Origin of the sequence: Arthrobacter sp. H14 (genome assembly GCF_000520495.1) — a bacterium.
GTDB lineage: Bacteria > Actinomycetota > Actinomycetes > Actinomycetales > Micrococcaceae > Arthrobacter_C.
On sequence record NZ_KI914679.1, the window covers coordinates 4,485 to 23,667 of the forward strand.

Genomic DNA, 19,183 nt, shown 5'->3' on the forward strand with positions numbered 1-19,183 from the left:
CTGGCCGCCGACGTCATCCGCGGCCGCACCAAGGATCCGAACGTCCGCATGATGGTCGTGCCCGGGTCCGCCCGGGTCCGGCTGGACGCCGAGGCCGAAGGACTGGACCAGGTGTTCAAGGACTTCGGTGCGGAATGGCGTTTCGCCGGCTGTTCGATGTGCCTGGGCATGAACCCGGACCAACTGCAGCCGGGAGAACGGTGCGCATCGACGTCGAACCGTAACTTTGAAGGCCGCCAGGGCAAGGGCGGACGCACCCACCTGGTTTCTCCGGTGGTCGCCGCGGCGACGGCGGTGCGCGGCACCCTGAGTTCGCCGTCGGACTTAATGCAGAAAGTGAGCCAGTAATGATCGAGAAAATCAATACCCACACCGGCATCGGCGTTCCGCTGCGCCAGTCCAATGTGGACACGGACCAGATCATTCCGGCCGTGTACCTCAAGCGGATCACCCGGACTGGGTTTGAGGACGCGCTTTTCGCCAGCTGGCGGAAGGACCCGGAATTCATCCTGAACAAGGAGCCGTTCAACAAGGGCTCCGTGCTGGTGGCAGGGCCGGACTTCGGTACCGGTTCATCGCGCGAGCACGCGGTGTGGGCGCTGAAGGACTTCGGCTTCAAGGCCGTGCTGGCATCGCGGTTTGGCGATATCTTCCGCGGCAACTCCGGCAAGCAAGGGCTCGTCACCGCGCAGCTGCAGCAGGACGACATCGAACTGATCTGGAAGATCCTGCAGGAGGCGCCGGGCACGGAAATCACCGTCGACCTGGAGTCGCGGATGGTTACCTGTGGCAGCCTGGTCGCGCCGTTCGAGATCGACGAATACACCCGCTGGCGCCTGATGGAAGGGCTGGACGACATCAGCCTGACCCTGCGCGATGAGCAGGCGATCACGGATTTCGAGAACACGCGGCCCTCGTTCAAGCCGAAGACGCTTCCCGCCCGCGTGCAGTAGACCCCTTAGGCCGGTAAATCTGCTCGTGCGTTAGGGTTGATAGTCGGCAGTTTAGATGGTTTCAGGTTCCATCCGCAGAGAGCGCCGACAATCTTCGGAAGGATCAGTACGCCTATGAGCGCGAGTACGACGTCGGAAACACCCGGCGCTGAGAGTGGCCCGGGCACTACGGCCGCCGCGGGAACCACAGGTGCTGCCGCTTCGGCGGCCTCGGATTCCCCTGGCGCTGCGGAAGTCCGTGGTGAGGCGGACCGCCGTCGTACGTTTGCTGTCATTTCGCATCCCGATGCAGGTAAATCCACGCTGACCGAAGCTCTGGCCCTGCACGCGCGGGTGATCCAGGATGCCGGCGTAACGCATGGAAAGTCGAGCCGTCACAGCACGGTGTCCGACTGGATGGGCATGGAGCAGGAACGCGGCATCTCCATTAGCTCGGCGGCGTTGCAGTTTGAACACCGCGACACCGTGCTGAACCTCGTCGATACTCCCGGCCACGCCGATTTTTCCGAGGACACCTACCGGGTCCTTGCCGCCGTCGACTGCGCCGTGATGCTCATCGATGCAGCCAAGGGCTTTGAACCGCAAACGCTCAAGCTGCTCGACGTCTGCAAGCAGCGCGGCCTGCCGATCGTGACCGTGATTAATAAGTGGGACCGGCCGGGGCATGATGCGCTGGGGCTGATTGACGAGATCGGCGAACGCACCGCGATGGTGCCGGTGCCGCTGACCTGGCCTGCGGGGATAGCGGGCAGCTTCGAAGGCCTGATCGACATCCGCAACGGCCGTTCCGTGAAGCTGGAGGCGGTCGAGGGCGGAGCATTGCCGGCACGCGAAGAGCCTGTGAACGCCTCCGAACTGGATCCCACCGAAGCGGAGCTGTGGGAAACCGCGGAGGAGACGGCAGATCTGGTGGTGTCCTCGCACGGCGGGTTCGACCGGGACTCGTTCCGGGCAGCCGAGCTGACGCCCGTGCTGTTTACCGCCGCCGCACGCAACTACGGTGTGCGGCAGCTCCTTGACGTTTTGGTTGAGCTCGCGCCGCCGGCCACGGCAAGGACCTCGAGCGAGGGCGTCGTCCGGGACGTTGACAGCGATTTCTCCGGGTTTGTTTTCAAGGTACAGTCCGGGCAGAACGCCTCGCACCGCGACCATATTGCCTTCATGCGCATCTGCTCCGGGGTGTTCGAGCGCGGCATGGTGATCAACAACGCCCGTACCGATAAGCCGTTCGCCACCAAATATGCGCACCGGGTTGTGGGCCGGACCCGCCAGGCGCTGGAGACCGCTTGGCCTGGCGACGTCGTCGGACTGGTCAACGCCGCAAGCCTCCGGGTCGGCGACAGCCTCTTCCGGGGCAAGCCGGTCGAGTTTGCCGGGATCCCGCACTTCGCCCCCGAGCACTTCGTCGTCTGCCGGGCCACCGATCCCGGCCGGTACAAGCAGTTCCGGCGGGGGATCGGGCAGTTGGAGCACGAAGGCGTCATTCAGGTATTCCGATCGGACCTGCGCGGAGACCAGGCACCGGTGCTGGCCGCCGTCGGGCCTTTGCAGTTTGAGGTCGCCGAGCAGCGCATGCGCGAGGAATTCCGCGCGCCGGTCAAGCTGGAGTCGATGGAATACACCCTTATCCGGCGTGCCACCGAGGGCGTGGACACCGCGCCGCAGGCCTTCCGCGGCGGCGAGATCTTATACCGCGGCGACGGAGAGGCCGTCGCGGTCTTCGCCGACCGGTACAAGATCGCCCACTTCACGGAGTCGTACCCGAAGGTAACGCTGAGCGTTATCGGTTCCTGACCGGATCAGGCGTCGACGACGATGGCCGTGATGACGGGACTGCGGCGGTAAGCGCGGCGAACCCAGCGTCCCACAGTATCGGCGATGAGCGGCTCCGGGTCCCACGTCCCTCCGCCACGGCGGCCCGGTTTTGGTGCCGAGGCGAGTGCCTTTTCGATGGCAGTGATTGCCGGAATGAAATCGTCCTGGTTGTGGACGAATCCCCGCGCGAAGAATTCCGGCGTCTCGACCAGCTCACCGGTTCCGGGATCGATGATGGCCAGGACGGTGATGGCACCGTCTTCAGCCAGTGCGCGGCGGTCCTGCAAGGATTCCACGGTTGCACCGCCGACGCTGGCCCCCTCGACAAAAACGTGCCCGGCGGGAATCTGGCCCGATACGGTGGCGACCCCATCCTTCAAATCAATGGTGGTTCCGTCCTTGGCAATGATCACCCGCTTTGGATTGACCCCGGTTTTGATGGCGAGGTCGGCGTTGGCCTGCAGGTGCCGCCGTTCCCCGTGCACAGGCAGCACGTTCTTCGGCCGCACCAGGTTGTAGCAGTACACGAGCTCACCGGCGCTGGCGTGGCCGGAGACGTGGACTTTCGCGTTTCCCTTGTGCACGACCTTTGCCCCCATGCCGGTGAGATCGTTGATCAGCCGGTAGATTGCGCTTTCATTGCCGGGAATGAGGGAGCTTGCGAGCAGGACGGTATCGCCTTCATTGATATTGATGACGTGGTCCCGGTTGGCCATTCGTGCCAGCGCCGCCATCGGCTCTCCCTGCGAGCCTGTGCAGACGAAGACGGTCTTGTGGTCGGGGAGTTTTTCCAGCTCCTTGAAATCGATAACCAGTCCGCGGGGAACTTTGAGGTAGCCCAGTTCGCGCGCTGTGGCCATATTGCGCACCATCGAGCGGCCCACGAAGGCGACTTTGCGGCCGTGGCTGTGCGCGGAGTCGAGGATCTGCTGAATCCGGTGAATATGGCTGGCGAAGCTGGAGATAATAATCCGCTTCGGCGTGGTGCGGAAGACCTCATCGATGGCCGGCGCGAGATCCTGCTCCGAAACGGTGAACCCCGGAACCTCGGCATTGGTGGAGTCGGACAGGAAGAGATCGACGCCTTCCTCTCCTAGACGGGCAAAACCTGCAAGGTCGGTAATGCGGCCATCCAGCGGGAACTGGTCCATTTTGAAGTCTCCGGTGTGCAGGACCATGCCCGCACCGGTCCTGATCGCCACTGCCAGGCCGTCCGGGATGGAGTGGTTGACCGCCAGGAATTCGAGGTCGAAGGGGCCGAACTTTTTCCGGTTTCCCTCGCCGACCTGGACAGTCTTGGGATTGATCCGGTGTTCCTTGAGCTTCGTCTTAATGAACGCCAGCGTCAATCGTGAGCCGACCAGCGGAATGTCCGCCCGTTCCCGGAGCAGATAGGGGAGCCCGCCGATATGGTCTTCGTGCCCGTGCGTCAGGACAACGGCGACGACGTCGTTAATCCGGTCCCGGATAGCCGTGAAGTCGGGCAGAATCAGGTCCACGCCCGGATGGTGTTCTTCAGGAAAGAGTACGCCGCAGTCAACTATCAGCAGCTTCCCGCCGAACTCGAAAACCGTCATATTGCGCCCGATCTCGCCGAGGCCACCCAGAGCGACAACTCTCAGGGCTCCCTGCGCCAGTTTCGGGGGTGTGGACAGTTCAGGTCGGGTCGAATTCAACAGTCTTCGCTTTCATCTGGCAATTGTCTGTGCATTTATTGGCGCGGAAACCATCCGTGCCGGGAGTGGTCTATCCATTCTGTCTCAGGACGAGCTTAGTGCTTGACCGGACCGGCGATGCGGTAGGAGTCCTGGAGCAGTTCGAGCAGCTCGTCGTCGGGGACCTTGTCGAGGCGGATAAGGACCAGCTGCGGCGAGCGTTCGTGGTGCGGCGTCCAGAAGTAGATGTCAGGCGCTGTGGCAGCCAGGGCGTCACGCTCGTCGGACTTCACCGTGAGTACGCCGTCGTCCCAGATCCGCGCCATCAATGTGCGTGCGAACCAGGCGGGTTGCCCCCAGCTGGGGCGCTCGGTGACGCCGGACATGGCCAGACAGCTGCGGCGGACGTCGTCTTCGGTTGCCATTTGCCGGCGTCGATCCTTGGGTTTATGCCTTACGGAACCATGCTGGCGGCAGCGGGCTCGAGCCCGCGAAGACCCATAGCGCCGAGCACCGACGGGTTCCGCTGCAGAAAGGCCAGCCTGGCGGCGTCGGCATTATGCAGCACCTTCAACGCGGGGCAGAGGGGCAGCATGCCGGGAATCTCGATGGTGACGGTGTCGTCAGGCCGGTGGGCGCGGTCATCCCGGTTGAACCGGTCTCCGGAGACCTCGTCGGCGACGACCTTGCGGAAATCATCGGCACACAGCTCCTGCAGATAGCTCAGCGCATCCTCTTCGATGTGCCGGGCTTTGCGGAGATTGACGACGACGGGCATGCCCCCGGAGAGGTGACGTGCGCGGCGGATAATAGGTAGCAGGGCGTCGCAACCGTGGTAGGTCAGGCACCCGCGGACTTCGACAGAAGCACAGTTGAGATCAATATTGAAACGAACAAGAACGCGAAGCTTATGTTCCACGCGGCGCTCCCCCAGAAAGTAGTGCAAAGAGGCGACCTGCATCACCTGGTTGAGAGATTACACACACTTTTTTGTTACTGTCGAGTACTGATTGTCCGCGTGACTTCGACTACCATATTTCCGCTCCGGGGTGGCAGAAACCGCGCAGGAATGCGGATACCGCACGTTCACCTGTCTGTTATCGCCAGGACACGTGCTCCAGTTATTTCGAAATGATTACAGGTCCTCTTAGACTTGGAGGAGTCTCTCAGCAGTCTGGGACGGATCTTATCTAGGAAACAGGTGTTCATGAGTAGTGTCTTAACCGTTCGCGGCGGCGTGCCGCTCGCGGGCCGTGTCGAAGTCCGCGGAGCCAAGAACTTGGTTCCGAAGGCTATGGTGGCCTCGCTGCTCGGATCCGAACCTTCAGTCCTGCGCAATGTTCCTGAAATCAAAGATGTCGACGTCGTCACGAACCTGCTGAAGCTGCACGGTGTCGAGGTGGCGAAAGACGCAGTCACCGGAGACCTGTCCCTTGACCCGGTCAATGCGAAGACGGCCAGCACCGCCGACATTGATGCCCACGCAGGCGATTCCCGGATTCCGATCCTGTTCTGCGGCCCGCTGATCCACAGCATTGGCGAAGCCTTCATTCCGGACCTGGGCGGCTGCAAGATCGGCGACCGGCCCATTGATTTCCACCTGGACGTTCTGCGCCGGTTCGGTGCCGTTGTCGAAAAGCTTGAGACCGGAATCCACATTTCCGCTCCCAAGGGCCTCAAAGGCGCAAAGCTGTCGCTGCCCTACCCGTCGGTCGGAGCAACCGAGCAGGTGCTCCTGACCGCCACCCGCGCGGAGGGAATTACCGAACTGCGCGGCGCCGCCATGGAGCCGGAGATTATCGACCTGATTGCCGTGCTGCAGAAGATGGGCGCGCTCATCACCGTGCAGACCGACCGCACCATCAGGATTGAAGGCGTTGCCCAGCTTTCCGGCTACAAGCACCGGGCGCTGCCGGACCGGATTGAATCCGCGTCCTGGGCCTCGGCCGCACTGGTGACCCGCGGGGACATTTACGTCCACGGCGCCCGGCAGACCGACATGATGACGTTCCTGAACACGTATAAGAAGATCGGCGGCGCGTTTGAGATCGACGACGAAGGCATCCGGTTCTACCACCCCGGTGGCAAGCTTTCCCCGCTGGTGCTCGAAACGGACGTCCACCCCGGCTTCATGACCGACTGGCAGCAGCCGCTCGTCGTCGCCCTCACCCAGGCCGAAGGCGTCTCGATCGTGCACGAGACCGTATATGAGAACCGGTTCGGCTTCACCGATGCGCTCGTCCGGATGGGCGCGAACATCCAGGTCCACCGCGAATGCCTCGGCTCCGGCCAGTGCCGTTTCGGTCAGCGGAACTTCCTGCATTCGGCTGTCATCTCCGGTCCGGCGCAGCTGTCCGGCACGGACATCGACATTCCGGACCTGCGCGGCGGCTTCAGCCACCTGATTGCCGCCCTCGCCGCCACCGGCACTTCGCGGGTGACCGGCATCGACATCATCAATCGTGGGTACGAGCGTTTTCCGCAGAAGCTTGCCGCTCTGGGCGCGGACTTTGATCTGACCGACAGCTGAGCGGAGCGCGTCCTTAATGACCCCCACGATCCGCAACACCTTCCGGGTGCTCGCGTACGTTCTGCGACCGCTGATCAACCTCCTGCTCGGCAAGAAGTGGTGGGGGGTGGAGAACCTCCCGAAGGACCAGGGGTTCATCATCTGCCCCAACCATGTCACCGAAATCGACCCCGTCGTCGTCGGGCATTTCATTTACAACCAAGGGGTCCTGCCGCACTTTCTGGCCAAGGAATCGCTGTTCAAGATTCCGGTGTTCGGGGCGGCATTGCGGGGCTCCAAGCAGATTCCGGTGTACCGGGGGAGCGTCGGCGCGCAGGAGTCGCTGCAGGTGGCCAAGGAAGTGCTGGACGACGGCGGCGGGATCATCATTTACCCCGAGGGCACCTTGACGCGGGATCCGGATTACTGGCCGATGCAGGGCCGCACCGGTGCCGCCAGGCTCGCCTTGGAGACCGGGGCGCCGGTGGTTCCGATCGCGCACTGGGGCGCGCAGCAGTTGTTTCCCCGTTACGCCAAGCGGCTCTACCCGTTCCCGCGCAAGACCGTGCGGCTGGTGGCGGGCAAGCCGGTGGACCTGTCCGCCTATGAGGGCCGGCCGCTGGATAAAGCCACGCTGCAGGAGGTCACCGACGTCATTCTGGATGCCATTACAGACCTGCTGTCGGAGCTGCGCGGCGAGCCTGCTCCGGCCGAGCGCTGGGACCCGAAGAAGAAGAACCAGACGCCGTATGGCAGGGTAATCACCAGAACGGCTGAGAAGATAGAGAACGATAAGACGTCAAAGGATCCAGGGAGCACTGCATGAAGGCCGCACCACAGACGATTGCCGTACTGGGCGCAGGCTCCTGGGGTACAACATTCGCCAAGATCGTCGCCGACTGCGGCGCACCGTTTGACCGCCAGATCCGGCTCTGGGGCAGGCGTGAAGAAGTGGTCTCGGAAATCAATACCGGACACCAGAACGCGCAGTACCTTCCGGGTATTGACCTGCCGGAGAACATCACTGCCTCGACCGACATCGGCTGGGTCCTGACCGGTGCCGAGCTGGTTGTCCTGGCCGTTCCGGCACAGTCGCTGCGCGGCCAGCTTCCGGGCTTGGCCCCGTACCTGAGCAGTTCGGCCGTCGTCGTCTCCCTGATGAAGGGGCTCGAGGTCGGCACGGATGCCCGCATGAGCGAAGTGATCAAGGCGGAGCTGGGCCTGGCGGACGAGCGCGTCGTCGTCGTCTCCGGACCGAATTTGGCCAAAGAGATTGCCCGTGAGGAACCGACCGCTTCCGTGGTGGCCTGCACCGACCACGACGTCGCGATCTGGGCCGCGGAGTTGTGCACCACTGCGTACTTCCGCCCCTACACGAACACCGACGTCGTTGGCGTGGAAATCGGCGGAATCGTCAAGAACATCATCGCCCTGGCCGTCGGCGTCTGCGAAGGCAAGCAGATGGGCGACAACACCAAGGCCTCGGTCATCACCCGCGGCCTGGCTGAAACCACGCGGCTCGCGATCGCCCTCGGTGGCCATGCGGAAACCATGTCCGGTCTGGCCGGCCTCGGCGACCTGGTCGCGACGTGTTCATCGCCGCTGTCGCGCAACCACACTGCCGGCCGGCTGCTCGGCAAAGGATTGACGCTGGAGGAGGTCGCCGCGGAAATGACGCAGACGGCCGAGGGCATCAAATCCGCCCAACCGGTCCTCGACGCCGCTCAGCAGCGGGGGATCGACATGCCTATTACCGAAGCGTTGTGTGCGGTGCTGCGGCGCGAGATTTCCGTCGACCAGCTCGGTCCGCTGCTGCTGGCCCGGGAGCTGAAACACGAGGGCGTGCGGTGAGTGCGGTAACGCCTGCCGGCTCAACGCCTGCCGGCTCAAACGGCCGGAAGCCACGGGTTGCCGTGCTGTTTGGCGGCCGGTCCTCCGAGCATGCCGTCAGTTGCGTGACCGCGGCCGGCGTACTCCAGTTCATTGACAGGGACAAGTACGACGTCGTTCCCGTCGGAATTGCCAAGAACGGCCAATGGTCGCTGGTCGCCGACGATCCGGCGCAGTGGTCGCTGTCGTCGGACACGCTGCCTGAGGTGACGGCGTCGGTGGAGTCGCTGACCGTGGGACAGAGCCTGGACGACCGCCAACTGGTCGCCGTCGCGCCGGAGCAGATGCCGCGCCAACTCGGCGAGATCGACGTCGTGCTGCCGCTGCTGCACGGACCGTTTGGCGAGGACGGCACCATTCAGGGGCTATTCGAGCTGGTGGACCTGCGCTATGTCGGGGCCGGCGTGCTGGCTTCGGCGGTGTCGATGGACAAGCACTTCATGAAGGTCATCTTCGAGTCGGTCGGCTTGAACGTCGGCCCGTATGTCGTAATCACGGACAAGCAGTGGAACCGCGACGCCGAAGAGGCCATGAGCCGTACCGCTGGGCTCGGGTTTCCGGTATTCGTCAAGCCCGCCCGTGCCGGTTCGTCGGTGGGTATCAGCAAGGTCGGGTCGCGGGACGGTTTGCTCGCGGCGATTGAGTCGGCGCGTGAACACGACCCGAAGGTGCTGGTGGAGGCGGCCGTCGAGGGCCGGGAAATTGAATGCGCCGTGCTTGGCGGGCGGAACAGTTTCGATGCCCGGGCAAGCATGCCTGGGGAGATCGTCGTCGACCACGCCGGAGCCCACGAGTTCTACGACTTCGAAGCCAAGTACGTCGACGACACGGCTGCGGCGCTGACCTGCCCCGCCGACCTGCCTGACGAGGTTACCGAGCGGATCCAAACCCAGGCCGTGCAGGCGTTTGACGCAGTGGAGGCCGAGGGGCTGTCCCGGGTTGACTTCTTCTATACCCCGGATGGGGAAGTGGTCGTCAACGAGATCAACACGATGCCCGGCTTCACGCCTACCTCGATGTATCCGCAAATGTGGGCCAAGTCAGGCATCGGTTACACCGATCTGATCGACGAACTCATCTACCTTGCCCTCAACCGGAAGACCGGCCTGCGCTAACGCGGGCCAAAGAAGCTGACACCGGCTAAAGAAGAACCGCCGCTCCCGCCCGGAGACGGAAACGACGGTTCTCTTCACCAAGGATCAGGTCAGGTCCTGGGTCCCAGTGGCTGTTGCCTTACTCGCCGGCGACTGAGTGGCGGCGAACGGCGTAAGCAGCGCCGGCTGCGGCCAATAGGCCTCCGCCGAGGGCGATCATGCCCATCTCGTTGCCGCCATTGCCGCCGTTGGTGGCAGCAGCCGTGACGCCGGTGTCAGCACCGCCGGCAGGCATCATCTGCAGCGGTCCACACAGTGCCGGAGCCGTTGCTGCCAGCGGCAGGTCGGGAGCCAGCGAACTCATTTTCTCCGTGGCAGCGGCCGGCTGGTTCGCCGGATCCAGGCCATGGACCACGATCACGCCGGTGCCGCTGGCCAGAGCATCCTGAGTCGCATCGTTCAGTTCGAACGTGCGCTCGTAGGTGTAGCTGCTGCCCGAAGGCGCGACGCTGACGTCGGTGCCTGCTTCAGGGCCGGTGGGGCCCGACATTGACAGGGTGGTTCCGATCGAGCCGTAGGAAGGCTGACCCTCAGGGGTGTCAACGATTCCGTCGCCGTTGGTGTCAGCGGCCATGGTCGGGCAGGTGCCCTGGGCACCGATGTGGATGTGCTGAACGTGCGGGTAGGCAGCGTCGTTGAACGTCTGGGCCAGGCCGGAGGTCTCAACGGTGACAGTTGCCTCGGAGCCTTCAATGCTCACCCAGGCTTCGCCGGTGGCGCCACTGTTATTGACCTGGTTCAACACCGTCGAGTATGAGCCCTCGGCGTGATCGGCCATCGCCGGTGCACCGGCCATGGCGGTCAGGCCCAGCGCAACAGCTGGAGCCAAAAGCATTGTTTTCTTCATCATCATAGCTGTCTCCTCATGAGGGGATTTTCATGCGGAACCCAAATCTTGAGCCCACATGCAGGTAAATCAAGGTGGTCACCAGCGCCGACATGCGATTGGGGACCGCCTGTCACGGTGCTGGTGTGAACACCTAATTTCCGAGCCTGCCACGGAATAAGCTTCAGCGATATAGCAAGCACACTGATTGTTATCGTGCCGTTACCAAAACCTCAGGTAGGAAAGTCAGCCCTTACTGGTGCCTCGGGTCCGTACCAGTGCCGCGAGACCGGCGATCAAGCCCAGTACACCTATACCGAGCGCAACCCATCCCAATGTCTGTCCCGTGGTATCCGCAGATGAGGTGGAGGCCGCTTCCGAATTCTCCGTCGCGGACGCCGGCTCGGGCGCGTGGTGCCCGCCGGAGCCCTCCGCTGCGGTGGTGACGAATGACGGGGCAGGACTCTCCGGCTCTTCCCCACCTTCGACGGCCGGCTCCGACCAATTCCGGACCTCTCCGTCGGTGTAGTGCTGCGCGGTTGGGAGCATCACTGTCGTACCTGCCTCAGGCAGCGTTCCGACCGAGATGGAGAACGTCTGGTACTGCTCCTGCTGGAGCGCATTGCCGTCCTCAGCAGTCCAGACGACGGCGGTGGGCGCCTCTGTCACCGTTGTTCCCTGGACCTCGACCGGCTTAGGCAACTCGCTCGTGACGACCTTGGCCGTCCAGCCTGGAACCGGTTTGGCCCGGACTGAAGTGAACGGGGTATCGGTGGGCAGCTCTACCTTGATTTTGTTGGTGCCGGCAGTCTCTGACTCATTCGGGACGCTGAAGGTCAGCTCGGTATAGCCGCCCTCCATCGTTGACTCTGGCGTGACGCCGACGTGGGCCGAAGCAGCGCCCAGGCCGAAGGCCATCATTGATGCGGTGGCCGCGATAACGGCTGCGGCTCTCCTGGTGCGGGATGTGGTGGTTTTTTGCATGGCTAAATACCTTTCGTGGTGCCTTCAGGCACAAAAATCCGGTGCGCGATCGCGCTGGTTAGAGCTGGATAATACGCACAAGCGGCGGACCACGAAGCGGATGGATTTTCAGCTGGCGCCACAGGACCGGCACGATCCGGCCAGCGGGCGACGGCGGCACGGAAGGTGCAGCAGGCGGGACGTGTACTTCCGGCAGCCGGAGGAGGGGGCGCAGCCAGGCCATCAGGGCAAACAGTGCCGCCTCATTCTTTGCCAGCACGACGGCGGTGCCCACCGTGGCGAGACAGTGTGCACCAAGCATGACGAGGGAACTCAGCATGGCGGATTCGAACATGGCGGGCGGGCTTCCGGTCGCCATGCCGTGATCATGCATGGCCATTCCCATTGAATGTGCCGGACTCAGCTGAACGAATGCCTCATGCAGGAGCACTTGGCCTATGCCCAGAGTCGCCATCATGGTCGGGGTGGACACCTTGCGCGCCGTCAAAGCGGCCACCGGAAGGGTGACTAATCCCGCGAGGATCAGGAGGACATCCGGCCGGGGCAAACTGCCACCCCCGAAAACGTGGGCGGCGGCTGCAAGGAAGAGGGTGGCCGCGGCGATCACGGCGGTACGCGTCCGGCGGAAAGGTGCAACTGTCGAACCCATCCGCCCTCCTCCGTGTCCACACTGGACTTTTGCTGGTACTGAACTCAATATCTCGTATCGGACTAAACTTCTACGTGGGGTAGAAATTAGTTCCCAGCCTACATACTCTTCTGACGGTTATGCTCCTCGCCGGACGTTGGGAAATTCTGGCACCGGCACAAGACCACATCCAGTATTCGAAGCCGGTGAACCCGCGGACTGCGTCCACCCGTGGCGTTCCGCACATTGCGTTCCTGCAACTTTGCAGTCGTGCAATAATCTGCGAGAATAGTTGCGTGACTGAACTACTTTCAATGCCGCTGCGCGAGCGTAAACGTGTCGAGACCTGGACCGCAATCCATAACGCGGCGGCCGGAATGGCCCTCGACAAGGGGCTGCAGGCCGTGACAATCGAGGCGATCGCCGAACAGGCCAACATCTCCGCGCGCACATTCTTCAATTACTTCAGCACGAAGGAAGACGCGATTCTCGGTCTGCAGGAACCAAGCATCGCAGACCACATCCGGAGCGAATTCGCCATTACCGAGAGCCTTCTGGACAGCGTCTCGACGCTCCTGCTCACGGTCGCCCAGTCCACCTTTGGCGGGGACCGCGCCACCAGCCGGCGGTTCGAAGTCCTGGAGCAATATCCAGAACTCGTGCAGCGCCGGATCTCCTACATCAGCAAGGTCGAAACCCTGGTCACCGCTTTGGTTGAAGAGCGGCTGGAGGAATCGGCCGAGTGGCGCGCCGGCATGGAGGATGTGCCTCCCCGCGAGATTGCGCTCGTCATGGTCTTGACCGCCAGCGCAGCGCTGCGGTTCGCGATGAAGCAAGGAACGCCGTCGGAAACGGTCGCGCAGTTCGATGCTCTGGACCGCGCCGCCACACTCTTTCAAAGAACGTTGAGGAAAGCACTATGACCAGAACCCCCGCACTGGATCAAACCACGGAAACGCCAGCGAAGACCGCGCATGAAAAGTCGGGTCTGGTCCTGCTCTTCATCGGCCTCATGCTGTCGATGCTGCTCGCCTCACTGAGCCAGACAGTCCTGAGCACCGCGCTTCCCACCATGGTCGGCGAGCTCAACGGCGTCGATCAGATGCTGTGGGTGATGACCGCCTTCATCCTGGCGTCCACGATCATGATGCCGGTCTACGGCAAAATGGGCGATCTCATCGGCCGCAAGAGCCTGTTGATCATCGCCATCGTGCTGTTCATGGCCGGCTCCATCGTGGGCGGTTTGGCCGGAAATATGTCGTGGCTGATTGTTGGCCGGGTTATTCAAGGCCTCGGCGGCGGCGGACTGATCATCCTGTCGCAGGCCATCATCGCCGACGTCGTTCCCGCCCGTGAACGCGGAAAGTACATGGGCATCATGGGTGGCGTTTTCGCCGTCTCTTCGGTGGCCGGACCGCTGCTGGGCGGCTGGTTCACGGAAAGCATCGGCTGGCGCTGGACGTTCTGGATCAACCTTCCGCTCGGCGTGTTGGCGCTGCTGGCCGCGATCTTCTTCCTGCACCTGCCCAAGGGCAGCAACTCCCGTCCGCGCGTCGACTTTGGCGGTATGGCTCTGTTGGCGATTGCGACGACGGCGCTCGTCCTCGCCGCGTCCTGGGGCGGCAGCGAATACGCGTGGGGATCGCCCGTTATTCTGGGCCTGCTGGCCCTCACGGCGATTGCCGCCGTCCTGTTTGTCCTGGTGGAACGCCGGGCAGCCGAGCCGATCATTTCGATGCACCTGTTCAAGGAACGAAACTTCATCCTCACCACTGGCGCCGGTCTGCTTATCGGCGTCGCGATGTTCGGCGTCCTTGGCTACATGCCCACCTACATCCAGATGGTCACTGGGATATCAGCTACCCAGGCCGGATTCGTGATGATCCCGATGATGCTGATGCTGCTCATTACCTCGACGGCTTCCGGGTTCGTCATCAGTAGGACCGGCCGGTACAAATGGATGCCGATCACGGGCGCGGGCGTCCTCGCGGTGGCGTTGGTGCTGCTGTCGACGTTGCGGGTGCAGACCGATCTATGGGTGCTGTGCGTGTTCCTGGGCGTAATGGGGTTCGGGCTCGGACTGAGCATGCAGGTCCTGGTGCTGATCGTGCAGAACACGTTCCCCAACTCGCAGGTGGGAACCGCGACGGCGTCGAACACCTATTTCCGGCAGATCGGTGCCTCGCTCGGCGCGGCCGTGGTCGGAAGCCTCTTTACATCGCGGCTGACTTCGCTACTGGTTGAGCGGATGCCGGCTGGCGCATCGGGCGCGACTGGCGGGCCGGAGAGCCTGACTCCGGGTGCCGTCGACAGGCTGCCCGACGCCCTGCGTGTGCCCATCATCGAGTCCTATAACGATGCGCTGGCGCCACTGTTTTTCTACATGGTTCCGCTCGCGATTATCGCGGTGGCGCTGCTTTGCCTGGTCAAGGAGGTACCGCTTGCGACGACGATCGAGCGTGACGCTCCAGCAAAGTCACCGGCGGATAGCCCCCGGGATGGCGCCGTGGAAGTCGGTGCCGCGCAAGCCATCGCAACTGATGCCGCCGTCGTGGACGTCAGTGCCAATGCCGACGACGACGACGCCGGCCACGACGCGGCCCGGTCACCTTCCGATGATGGGACGTCACCGGACGTCCGGCCGGAGCGGGTCGATGCGCCGGTAAGTTGACCGGTTGGTTCGTGGGCAGCGCCGGTAAGTTGACCGGCTAACCGGTCAGCGGGGGACCGGTTCTCGTTTTGGGAAGTGATTGCGTTGCAAGCATTACAGTGAATGATTGCAACGCAATCACTTCCGGTATACATATATTCGGCGAAGGCCCACCGCGCCGAGCGGGGAACCAGGGGCAGAAACCGAGAACAGAGACGGATCGTTGCCGTAGAGGCTTAGACCCCGTAGTAGGGATAGCCCGGGTAAACGTAGCCCGCGCTTGATCCCCCCTTCAGGTATCCGCTTGTTAGTCGAGGTAGTCCTGCAGCACCTGTGACCGGGAAGGGTGGCGCAGCTTGGCCATGGTCTTGGTCTCGATCTGGCGAATCCGCTCGCGGGTGACACCGTACGTCTGGCCAATGTCATCCAGGGTCGCGGCCTTGCCGTTAGTGAGACCGTAGCGCATGGACAGCACACCTGCTTCGCGTTCATCAAGGGTGTCGAGCACCGCATGGAGCTGTTCGCGCAACAAGGTGAAGTTGGCCGCATCTGCCGGCACCACGGCGTCGGAATCCTCAATCAGGTCACCGAAGCTGGAGTCGCCGTCTTCGCCCAGGGGAGTGTTCAGCGAGATCGGTTCGCGGCCGTACTTCTGGATCTGGACGACCTTTTCCGGGGTCAGATCGAGCTCGTGGGCCAGCTCTTCTGGCTCGGGCTCACGGCCCAGGTCCTGCAGCATCTGGCGCTGCACGCGGGCCAGCTTGTTGATCGCCTCGACCATGTGCACCGGGATGCGGATGGTGCGCGCCTGGTCGGCCATGGCGCGGCTGATCGCCTGGCGGATCCACCAGGTGGCGTAGGTGGAGAACTTGAAGCCCTTGGCGTAGTCGAACTTCTCGACGGCACGGATAAGCCCCAGGTTGCCTTCCTGGATCAGGTCAAGGAACGGCATGCCGCGGCCGGTGAACCGCTTGGCCAAAGACACGACCAGGCGCAGGTTTGCCTCAAGCAGGTGGTTCTTCGCGATCTCACCGTCGTGCACAATGAACTTCAGCTCGCGCTTGAGCTTGGCGTCCATGTCCTCTTCAGTGGACAACTTATGCGCGGCAAACAGACCGGCCTCGATCCGCTGGGCCAGATCGACCTCTTCGGCGGCATTGAGCAGGCCGACCTTGCCGATCTGCTTCAGGTAATCCTTGACCGGATCCGCCGAGGCACCTGCGGAAAGCACCTGCTGAACGGGAGTGTCGTCGTCGTCCGCGTCTGAATAGACGAAGCCGCCGCCCTGTCGGGCCTCCTCCTTCTCCTCAGCCTTGGCGTCTTCCGCGGGTGTGGCGTCGGCAGGCGCGCCGTCGGCGTCAGCTTTGGCGTCAGCGTCCGTTTCGGGTACGACGGCGGTGGCGCCACCGGTTTTCGGCGCAACTTTGGCTGTGCCCTTGGTTTTCGGCGCAGCCTTAGTGCCGCCGGCGGTTTTGCGCGCGGCCTTCGTGCTGCCGTCGGAATCCTTCTTGGATTTGGACGTCTTCGACGACGCCGGTGCAGTAGTCTCTGTATTAGGCCCGTCTATGGGTTGGCTGTCGGGCTCAGCCAGGCGTTGATTCTTGGTCTTGGCTAGTGGCAAGAGGGACCTTCCTTGGACATGTCCAATGGTCCGGCCGGGGAGGAAATCCCTGTCCTGGCCCGTCCTCTGGACGATGCTGTGAATGTGCTGGGCAAATACCCCATTTATAGTGGAACTGACGGTGACCCTTAAATGTTCCATAAATCGGGCATTATGGCACTTCCGTTATACGAACGTGGGATTTGACACCCTTCCGCGGACCCCTCAGCCCTTGCCCCGCTTGACCTTTACGTTGGTGAATTCGACCTCGACCGGCTCGGTGAACCGCTTGCCGTTAACCTCGTCGTGGCGGTGGATCGTCGGGGGCTCGACCCGGATCCGAAGCGTGTAGGTCCCATCCGAGGGCACGGTCCAGTTGCGGCCGTAGTGGTACATCATGGGATGCCACATCAGAGGCTGCTCGTGGGTTCCGAGATCGTTGCCGTCCGGATCGATGAGCGTGGCGAAGACCTTCGCGACCGGAACGAACCGGCCGTCGGCGGCGTCACAAACCACTACCTCCACGTGGCAGTTCTCTTCTTCCGGCTCGTGCCAGTGCAGATTGCCGGCGTCGAGCCACTCATACATACCTTCGGCTTCTTCGACCGCGTAGCCGATCAGGTACTCGCCGGCCTCCTGCTGGCCGCCGTCGTTCGCCACGGTCCCGGTCATGTGCTTCAGTGCACGGCCGTATGCGTCGCCTTGTTCCTTTGCGAGTTCCAACTGCTTCTTGGTGGCCTCGCTGGTGTTGGGGTCCATTGGTGGGCGTTCAGTCATGGTGTTCCTCCTTCAAGCGTCAACTTTCCCGCTGGATCGCTCCTTCCCTGATGCAACGCTCATCGTGCGGAGATGGTGGAGACTGGGCCAGCTATGGGTAATGGATCACTTTCAACAGTAGCCTTACTATATTTGCTTGGCCAGTTGGCGACCGCGAGTGGAAAGATAGGGTTTGGCTATGGGCATTGAGGATAGGGTTCATGTCGTGGTCGGTGCCAGTGGCGGGACCGGCAGGGCATTAGTGCGTGAATTGCGTGCACGGGGCCGGCGCGTGCGGGCGGTTAACCGGTCAACGCAGCTGGATCCGCTGGAGGGCGTGGAATTTGTTTCTGCGGACGCGACCGATGCGGCAAGTATGCGCCGAGCGTGCCAGGGCGCGGGTGTTGTGTACAACGCAGTGAATCCGCCTCTCACGCGCTGGCGTGCGGACTTCCCCGCGGTTGTTGATGGGATCCTGGCGGGTGCGGAGTCAGCGGGGGCGAGGATGGTTTTTGTCGACGACACCTGGATGTATGGACGCGTTGACGGGCCGATGACGGAAGATCTTCCATCCCGCCCTGTCAGCAACAAAGGAGTGCTCAGGGCGTGGCTTGCGGAGCGGGTGCTGGCCTCTCATTCCCGGGGCCAGGTGGCGACAGTCATTGGCAGGGCGCCGGAGCTGTACGGCCCAGCCGTCGAGTCCTTGTTGGGCCGCAATCTCTTCGGCGCCGCTGTTAGGAACAAACCGGGATTGTGGACCGGGGTGCTGGATATGCCGTTGACGCCTATATTCATCGCGGACTTCGCCTACGGTCTGGTCGAGCTCGGTGAAAGAGAGGATGCTCTCGGCAAGGCATGGCATATCCCCACGCCTCAACCAACAACCGCAGCCGATTTCATTGACATGATTTCCACCGCGGTTGGGAGACCCTTCCGGGTGCGCAGCGTAAGTCCGCGGCTTGTGCGCGCTATGGGAGTGCTTTCGCCGGTGGCACGTGAGGGGGCGGAGATGCTTTATCAGTTCCGGCAGCCACACGCCATCGACTCCACAAAGTACCGCAATGCAGTTGGTCCGGGGAAAGTGACCAACTATGAGACAGGCATCCGGGAGACCCTCCAGTGGTACCGGACCAAGAAGCCGGCCAAGGGGCTAATTCCCTCTGGAAAGTAAGTAATCGTTGACGCTTATGGGGCAGCTAGGCTCGGCATACCCTATTGCGGCCGAGGGACTTCGCGCGATACAGGGCGGCGTCCGCGGACGCAATCAGGGTGTCCAGGTCCGCACTAATGGGATCGATCGAAGCTATACCGTAGCTGGCGGTGGGCAGGCGAATATCCCCGGGTACCTTCATGTCTGCGAGTCGCCGGCTGATTTGTGACGCGACGTTTTCTGCCCCGGGAGGAGTGGCACCGGGGAGCAGGATGATGAATTCATCGCCGCCATAGCGCCCGACGTAATCGGTGGACCGGACTGAGCCGGTACATGCAGCGGCGAATGCACGAATGGCAGAGTCGCCGGCACTGTGCCCATACTCGTCATTGATTGACTTGAAATGGTCAAGGTCGACGAGGACGAGCGAACCGACGCTTCCCACCCGCCTCATATGCCGTAGTTCTTCGGTGGCGAGATCGAGGAATCCGCTGCGGTTGAGGACCCCTGTCAACCCGTCATGAGTTGCGCTGGCCCTAAGTTCCCTGGTGAGTTTGGTTGGGCCCCCGCTAGCAGCCCAGTTGCTATGCGATAGCTAATTGGTTCTCTGCGG

At 62.7% G+C, this 19,183-nt stretch carries 18 protein-coding genes and 1 pseudogene; 10 read left to right on the forward strand and 9 right to left on the reverse strand.

Features of this window, described 5'->3' with window-relative positions; all coding sequences use genetic code 11:
- The 3 genes from Y707_RS30110 to Y707_RS27200 all read left to right on the forward strand — a co-directional run.
- Positions 1–348 (forward strand): aconitase family protein (locus Y707_RS30110; protein ID WP_035782415.1); only part of this gene is annotated, 348 nt, incomplete at its 5' end.
- 2 nt (positions 349–350) lie between these two features.
- Positions 351–953 carry a 3-isopropylmalate dehydratase small subunit gene (gene leuD, locus Y707_RS0117585; protein WP_026536043.1) on the forward strand — a complete coding sequence of 201 codons (603 nt, stop codon included), beginning with the start codon at positions 351–353 and terminating at the stop codon, positions 951–953.
- Positions 954–1,067: 114 nt separating this feature from the next.
- A complete protein-coding gene (locus Y707_RS27200; protein ID WP_081744975.1) occupies positions 1,068–2,747 on the forward strand; it encodes a peptide chain release factor 3 in 1,680 nt (559 codons plus the stop codon).
- Positions 2,748–2,752: 5 nt separating this feature from the next.
- On the opposite strand, the gene Y707_RS0117595 is transcribed toward Y707_RS27200, so the two are convergent.
- From Y707_RS0117595 to Y707_RS27205, 3 genes are all read right to left on the reverse strand, one after another.
- Positions 2,753–4,444 carry a ribonuclease J gene (locus tag Y707_RS0117595; protein ID WP_026536044.1) on the reverse strand — a complete coding sequence of 564 codons (1,692 nt, stop codon included), beginning with the start codon at positions 4,442–4,444 and terminating at the stop codon, positions 2,753–2,755.
- Positions 4,445–4,539: 95 nt separating this feature from the next.
- Complete coding sequence (locus tag Y707_RS0117600) at positions 4,540–4,848, reverse strand: MmcQ/YjbR family DNA-binding protein (RefSeq protein ID WP_026536045.1); 309 nt, start codon at positions 4,846–4,848, stop codon at positions 4,540–4,542.
- 29 nt (positions 4,849–4,877) lie between these two features.
- Entirely contained in the window at positions 4,878–5,342 is a 465-nt protein-coding gene (locus tag Y707_RS27205; RefSeq protein ID WP_155853117.1) for a hypothetical protein, read from the reverse strand.
- Between the two features lie 288 nt (positions 5,343–5,630).
- On the opposite strand from Y707_RS27205, the gene murA reads away from it, so the two are divergent.
- The 4 genes from murA to Y707_RS0117625 are packed head-to-tail and all read left to right on the forward strand — an operon-like array spanning position 5,631 to position 9,937.
- Positions 5,631–6,953, forward strand: coding sequence for a UDP-N-acetylglucosamine 1-carboxyvinyltransferase (gene murA / locus Y707_RS0117610; protein ID WP_026536047.1), 1,323 nt, complete (start codon positions 5,631–5,633; stop codon positions 6,951–6,953).
- A gap of 16 nt (positions 6,954–6,969) precedes the next feature.
- Positions 6,970–7,758: a lysophospholipid acyltransferase family protein gene (locus Y707_RS27210; protein WP_035782421.1), complete on the forward strand. Its 789-nt coding sequence runs from the start codon at positions 6,970–6,972 to the stop codon at positions 7,756–7,758.
- On the forward strand, positions 7,755–8,783 hold the full coding sequence (locus tag Y707_RS0117620; RefSeq protein WP_026536048.1) for an NAD(P)H-dependent glycerol-3-phosphate dehydrogenase: 1,029 nt from the start codon (positions 7,755–7,757) through the stop codon (positions 8,781–8,783). The genes Y707_RS27210 and Y707_RS0117620 overlap by 4 nt, the downstream gene beginning before the upstream one ends.
- A complete protein-coding gene (locus Y707_RS0117625) occupies positions 8,780–9,937 on the forward strand; it encodes a D-alanine--D-alanine ligase family protein (protein WP_026536049.1) in 1,158 nt (385 codons plus the stop codon). Before Y707_RS0117620 ends, Y707_RS0117625 begins: the two co-directional genes overlap by 4 nt.
- A gap of 118 nt (positions 9,938–10,055) precedes the next feature.
- On the opposite strand, the gene Y707_RS0117630 is transcribed toward Y707_RS0117625, so the two are convergent.
- From Y707_RS0117630 to Y707_RS0117640, 3 genes are all read right to left on the reverse strand, one after another.
- Positions 10,056–10,829, reverse strand: coding sequence for a hypothetical protein (locus Y707_RS0117630; RefSeq protein ID WP_253905238.1), 774 nt, complete (start codon positions 10,827–10,829; stop codon positions 10,056–10,058).
- A gap of 219 nt (positions 10,830–11,048) precedes the next feature.
- Positions 11,049–11,786, reverse strand: a complete 738-nt coding sequence (locus Y707_RS0117635) for a YcnI family copper-binding membrane protein (RefSeq protein WP_026536051.1) — start codon at positions 11,784–11,786, stop codon at positions 11,049–11,051.
- A 58-nt stretch (positions 11,787–11,844) separates the two neighbouring features.
- The gene (locus Y707_RS0117640) at positions 11,845–12,435 is read right to left on the reverse strand and encodes a hypothetical protein (protein WP_026536052.1); all 591 of its coding nucleotides are present in this window, start codon (positions 12,433–12,435) and stop codon (positions 11,845–11,847) included.
- Between the two features lie 275 nt (positions 12,436–12,710).
- Between Y707_RS0117640 and Y707_RS29175 the strand changes: the two genes are divergently transcribed.
- Both Y707_RS29175 and Y707_RS27220 read left to right on the forward strand, forming a co-directional pair.
- Positions 12,711–13,337 (forward strand): TetR/AcrR family transcriptional regulator, encoded by a 627-nt coding sequence (locus Y707_RS29175; protein WP_162150247.1) that lies wholly within the window; start codon positions 12,711–12,713, stop codon positions 13,335–13,337.
- Entirely contained in the window at positions 13,334–15,085 is a 1,752-nt protein-coding gene (locus Y707_RS27220) for an MDR family MFS transporter (RefSeq protein WP_051442158.1), read from the forward strand. Before Y707_RS29175 ends, Y707_RS27220 begins: the two co-directional genes overlap by 4 nt.
- 286 nt (positions 15,086–15,371) lie before the next feature.
- Here Y707_RS27220 and Y707_RS0117655 read toward each other — a convergent pair whose 3' ends face one another.
- Entirely contained in the window at positions 15,372–16,685 is a 1,314-nt protein-coding gene (locus Y707_RS0117655; RefSeq protein WP_253905239.1) for an RNA polymerase sigma factor, read from the reverse strand.
- Between the two features lie 204 nt (positions 16,686–16,889).
- The gene (locus tag Y707_RS0117660) at positions 16,890–17,441 is read right to left on the reverse strand and encodes an iron transporter (protein ID WP_081744978.1); all 552 of its coding nucleotides are present in this window, start codon (positions 17,439–17,441) and stop codon (positions 16,890–16,892) included.
- A 178-nt stretch (positions 17,442–17,619) separates the two neighbouring features.
- Between Y707_RS0117660 and Y707_RS0117665 the strand changes: the two genes are divergently transcribed.
- Positions 17,620–18,591: an NAD-dependent epimerase/dehydratase family protein gene (locus tag Y707_RS0117665; protein WP_026536056.1), complete on the forward strand. Its 972-nt coding sequence runs from the start codon at positions 17,620–17,622 to the stop codon at positions 18,589–18,591.
- 25 nt (positions 18,592–18,616) lie between these two features.
- Here the strand turns inward: Y707_RS0117665 and Y707_RS27225 are convergent.
- A pseudogene (locus Y707_RS27225) lies at positions 18,617–19,096 on the reverse strand (GGDEF domain-containing protein); the annotation flags it as partial.
- Between the last annotated feature and the right edge of the window lie 87 nt (positions 19,097–19,183).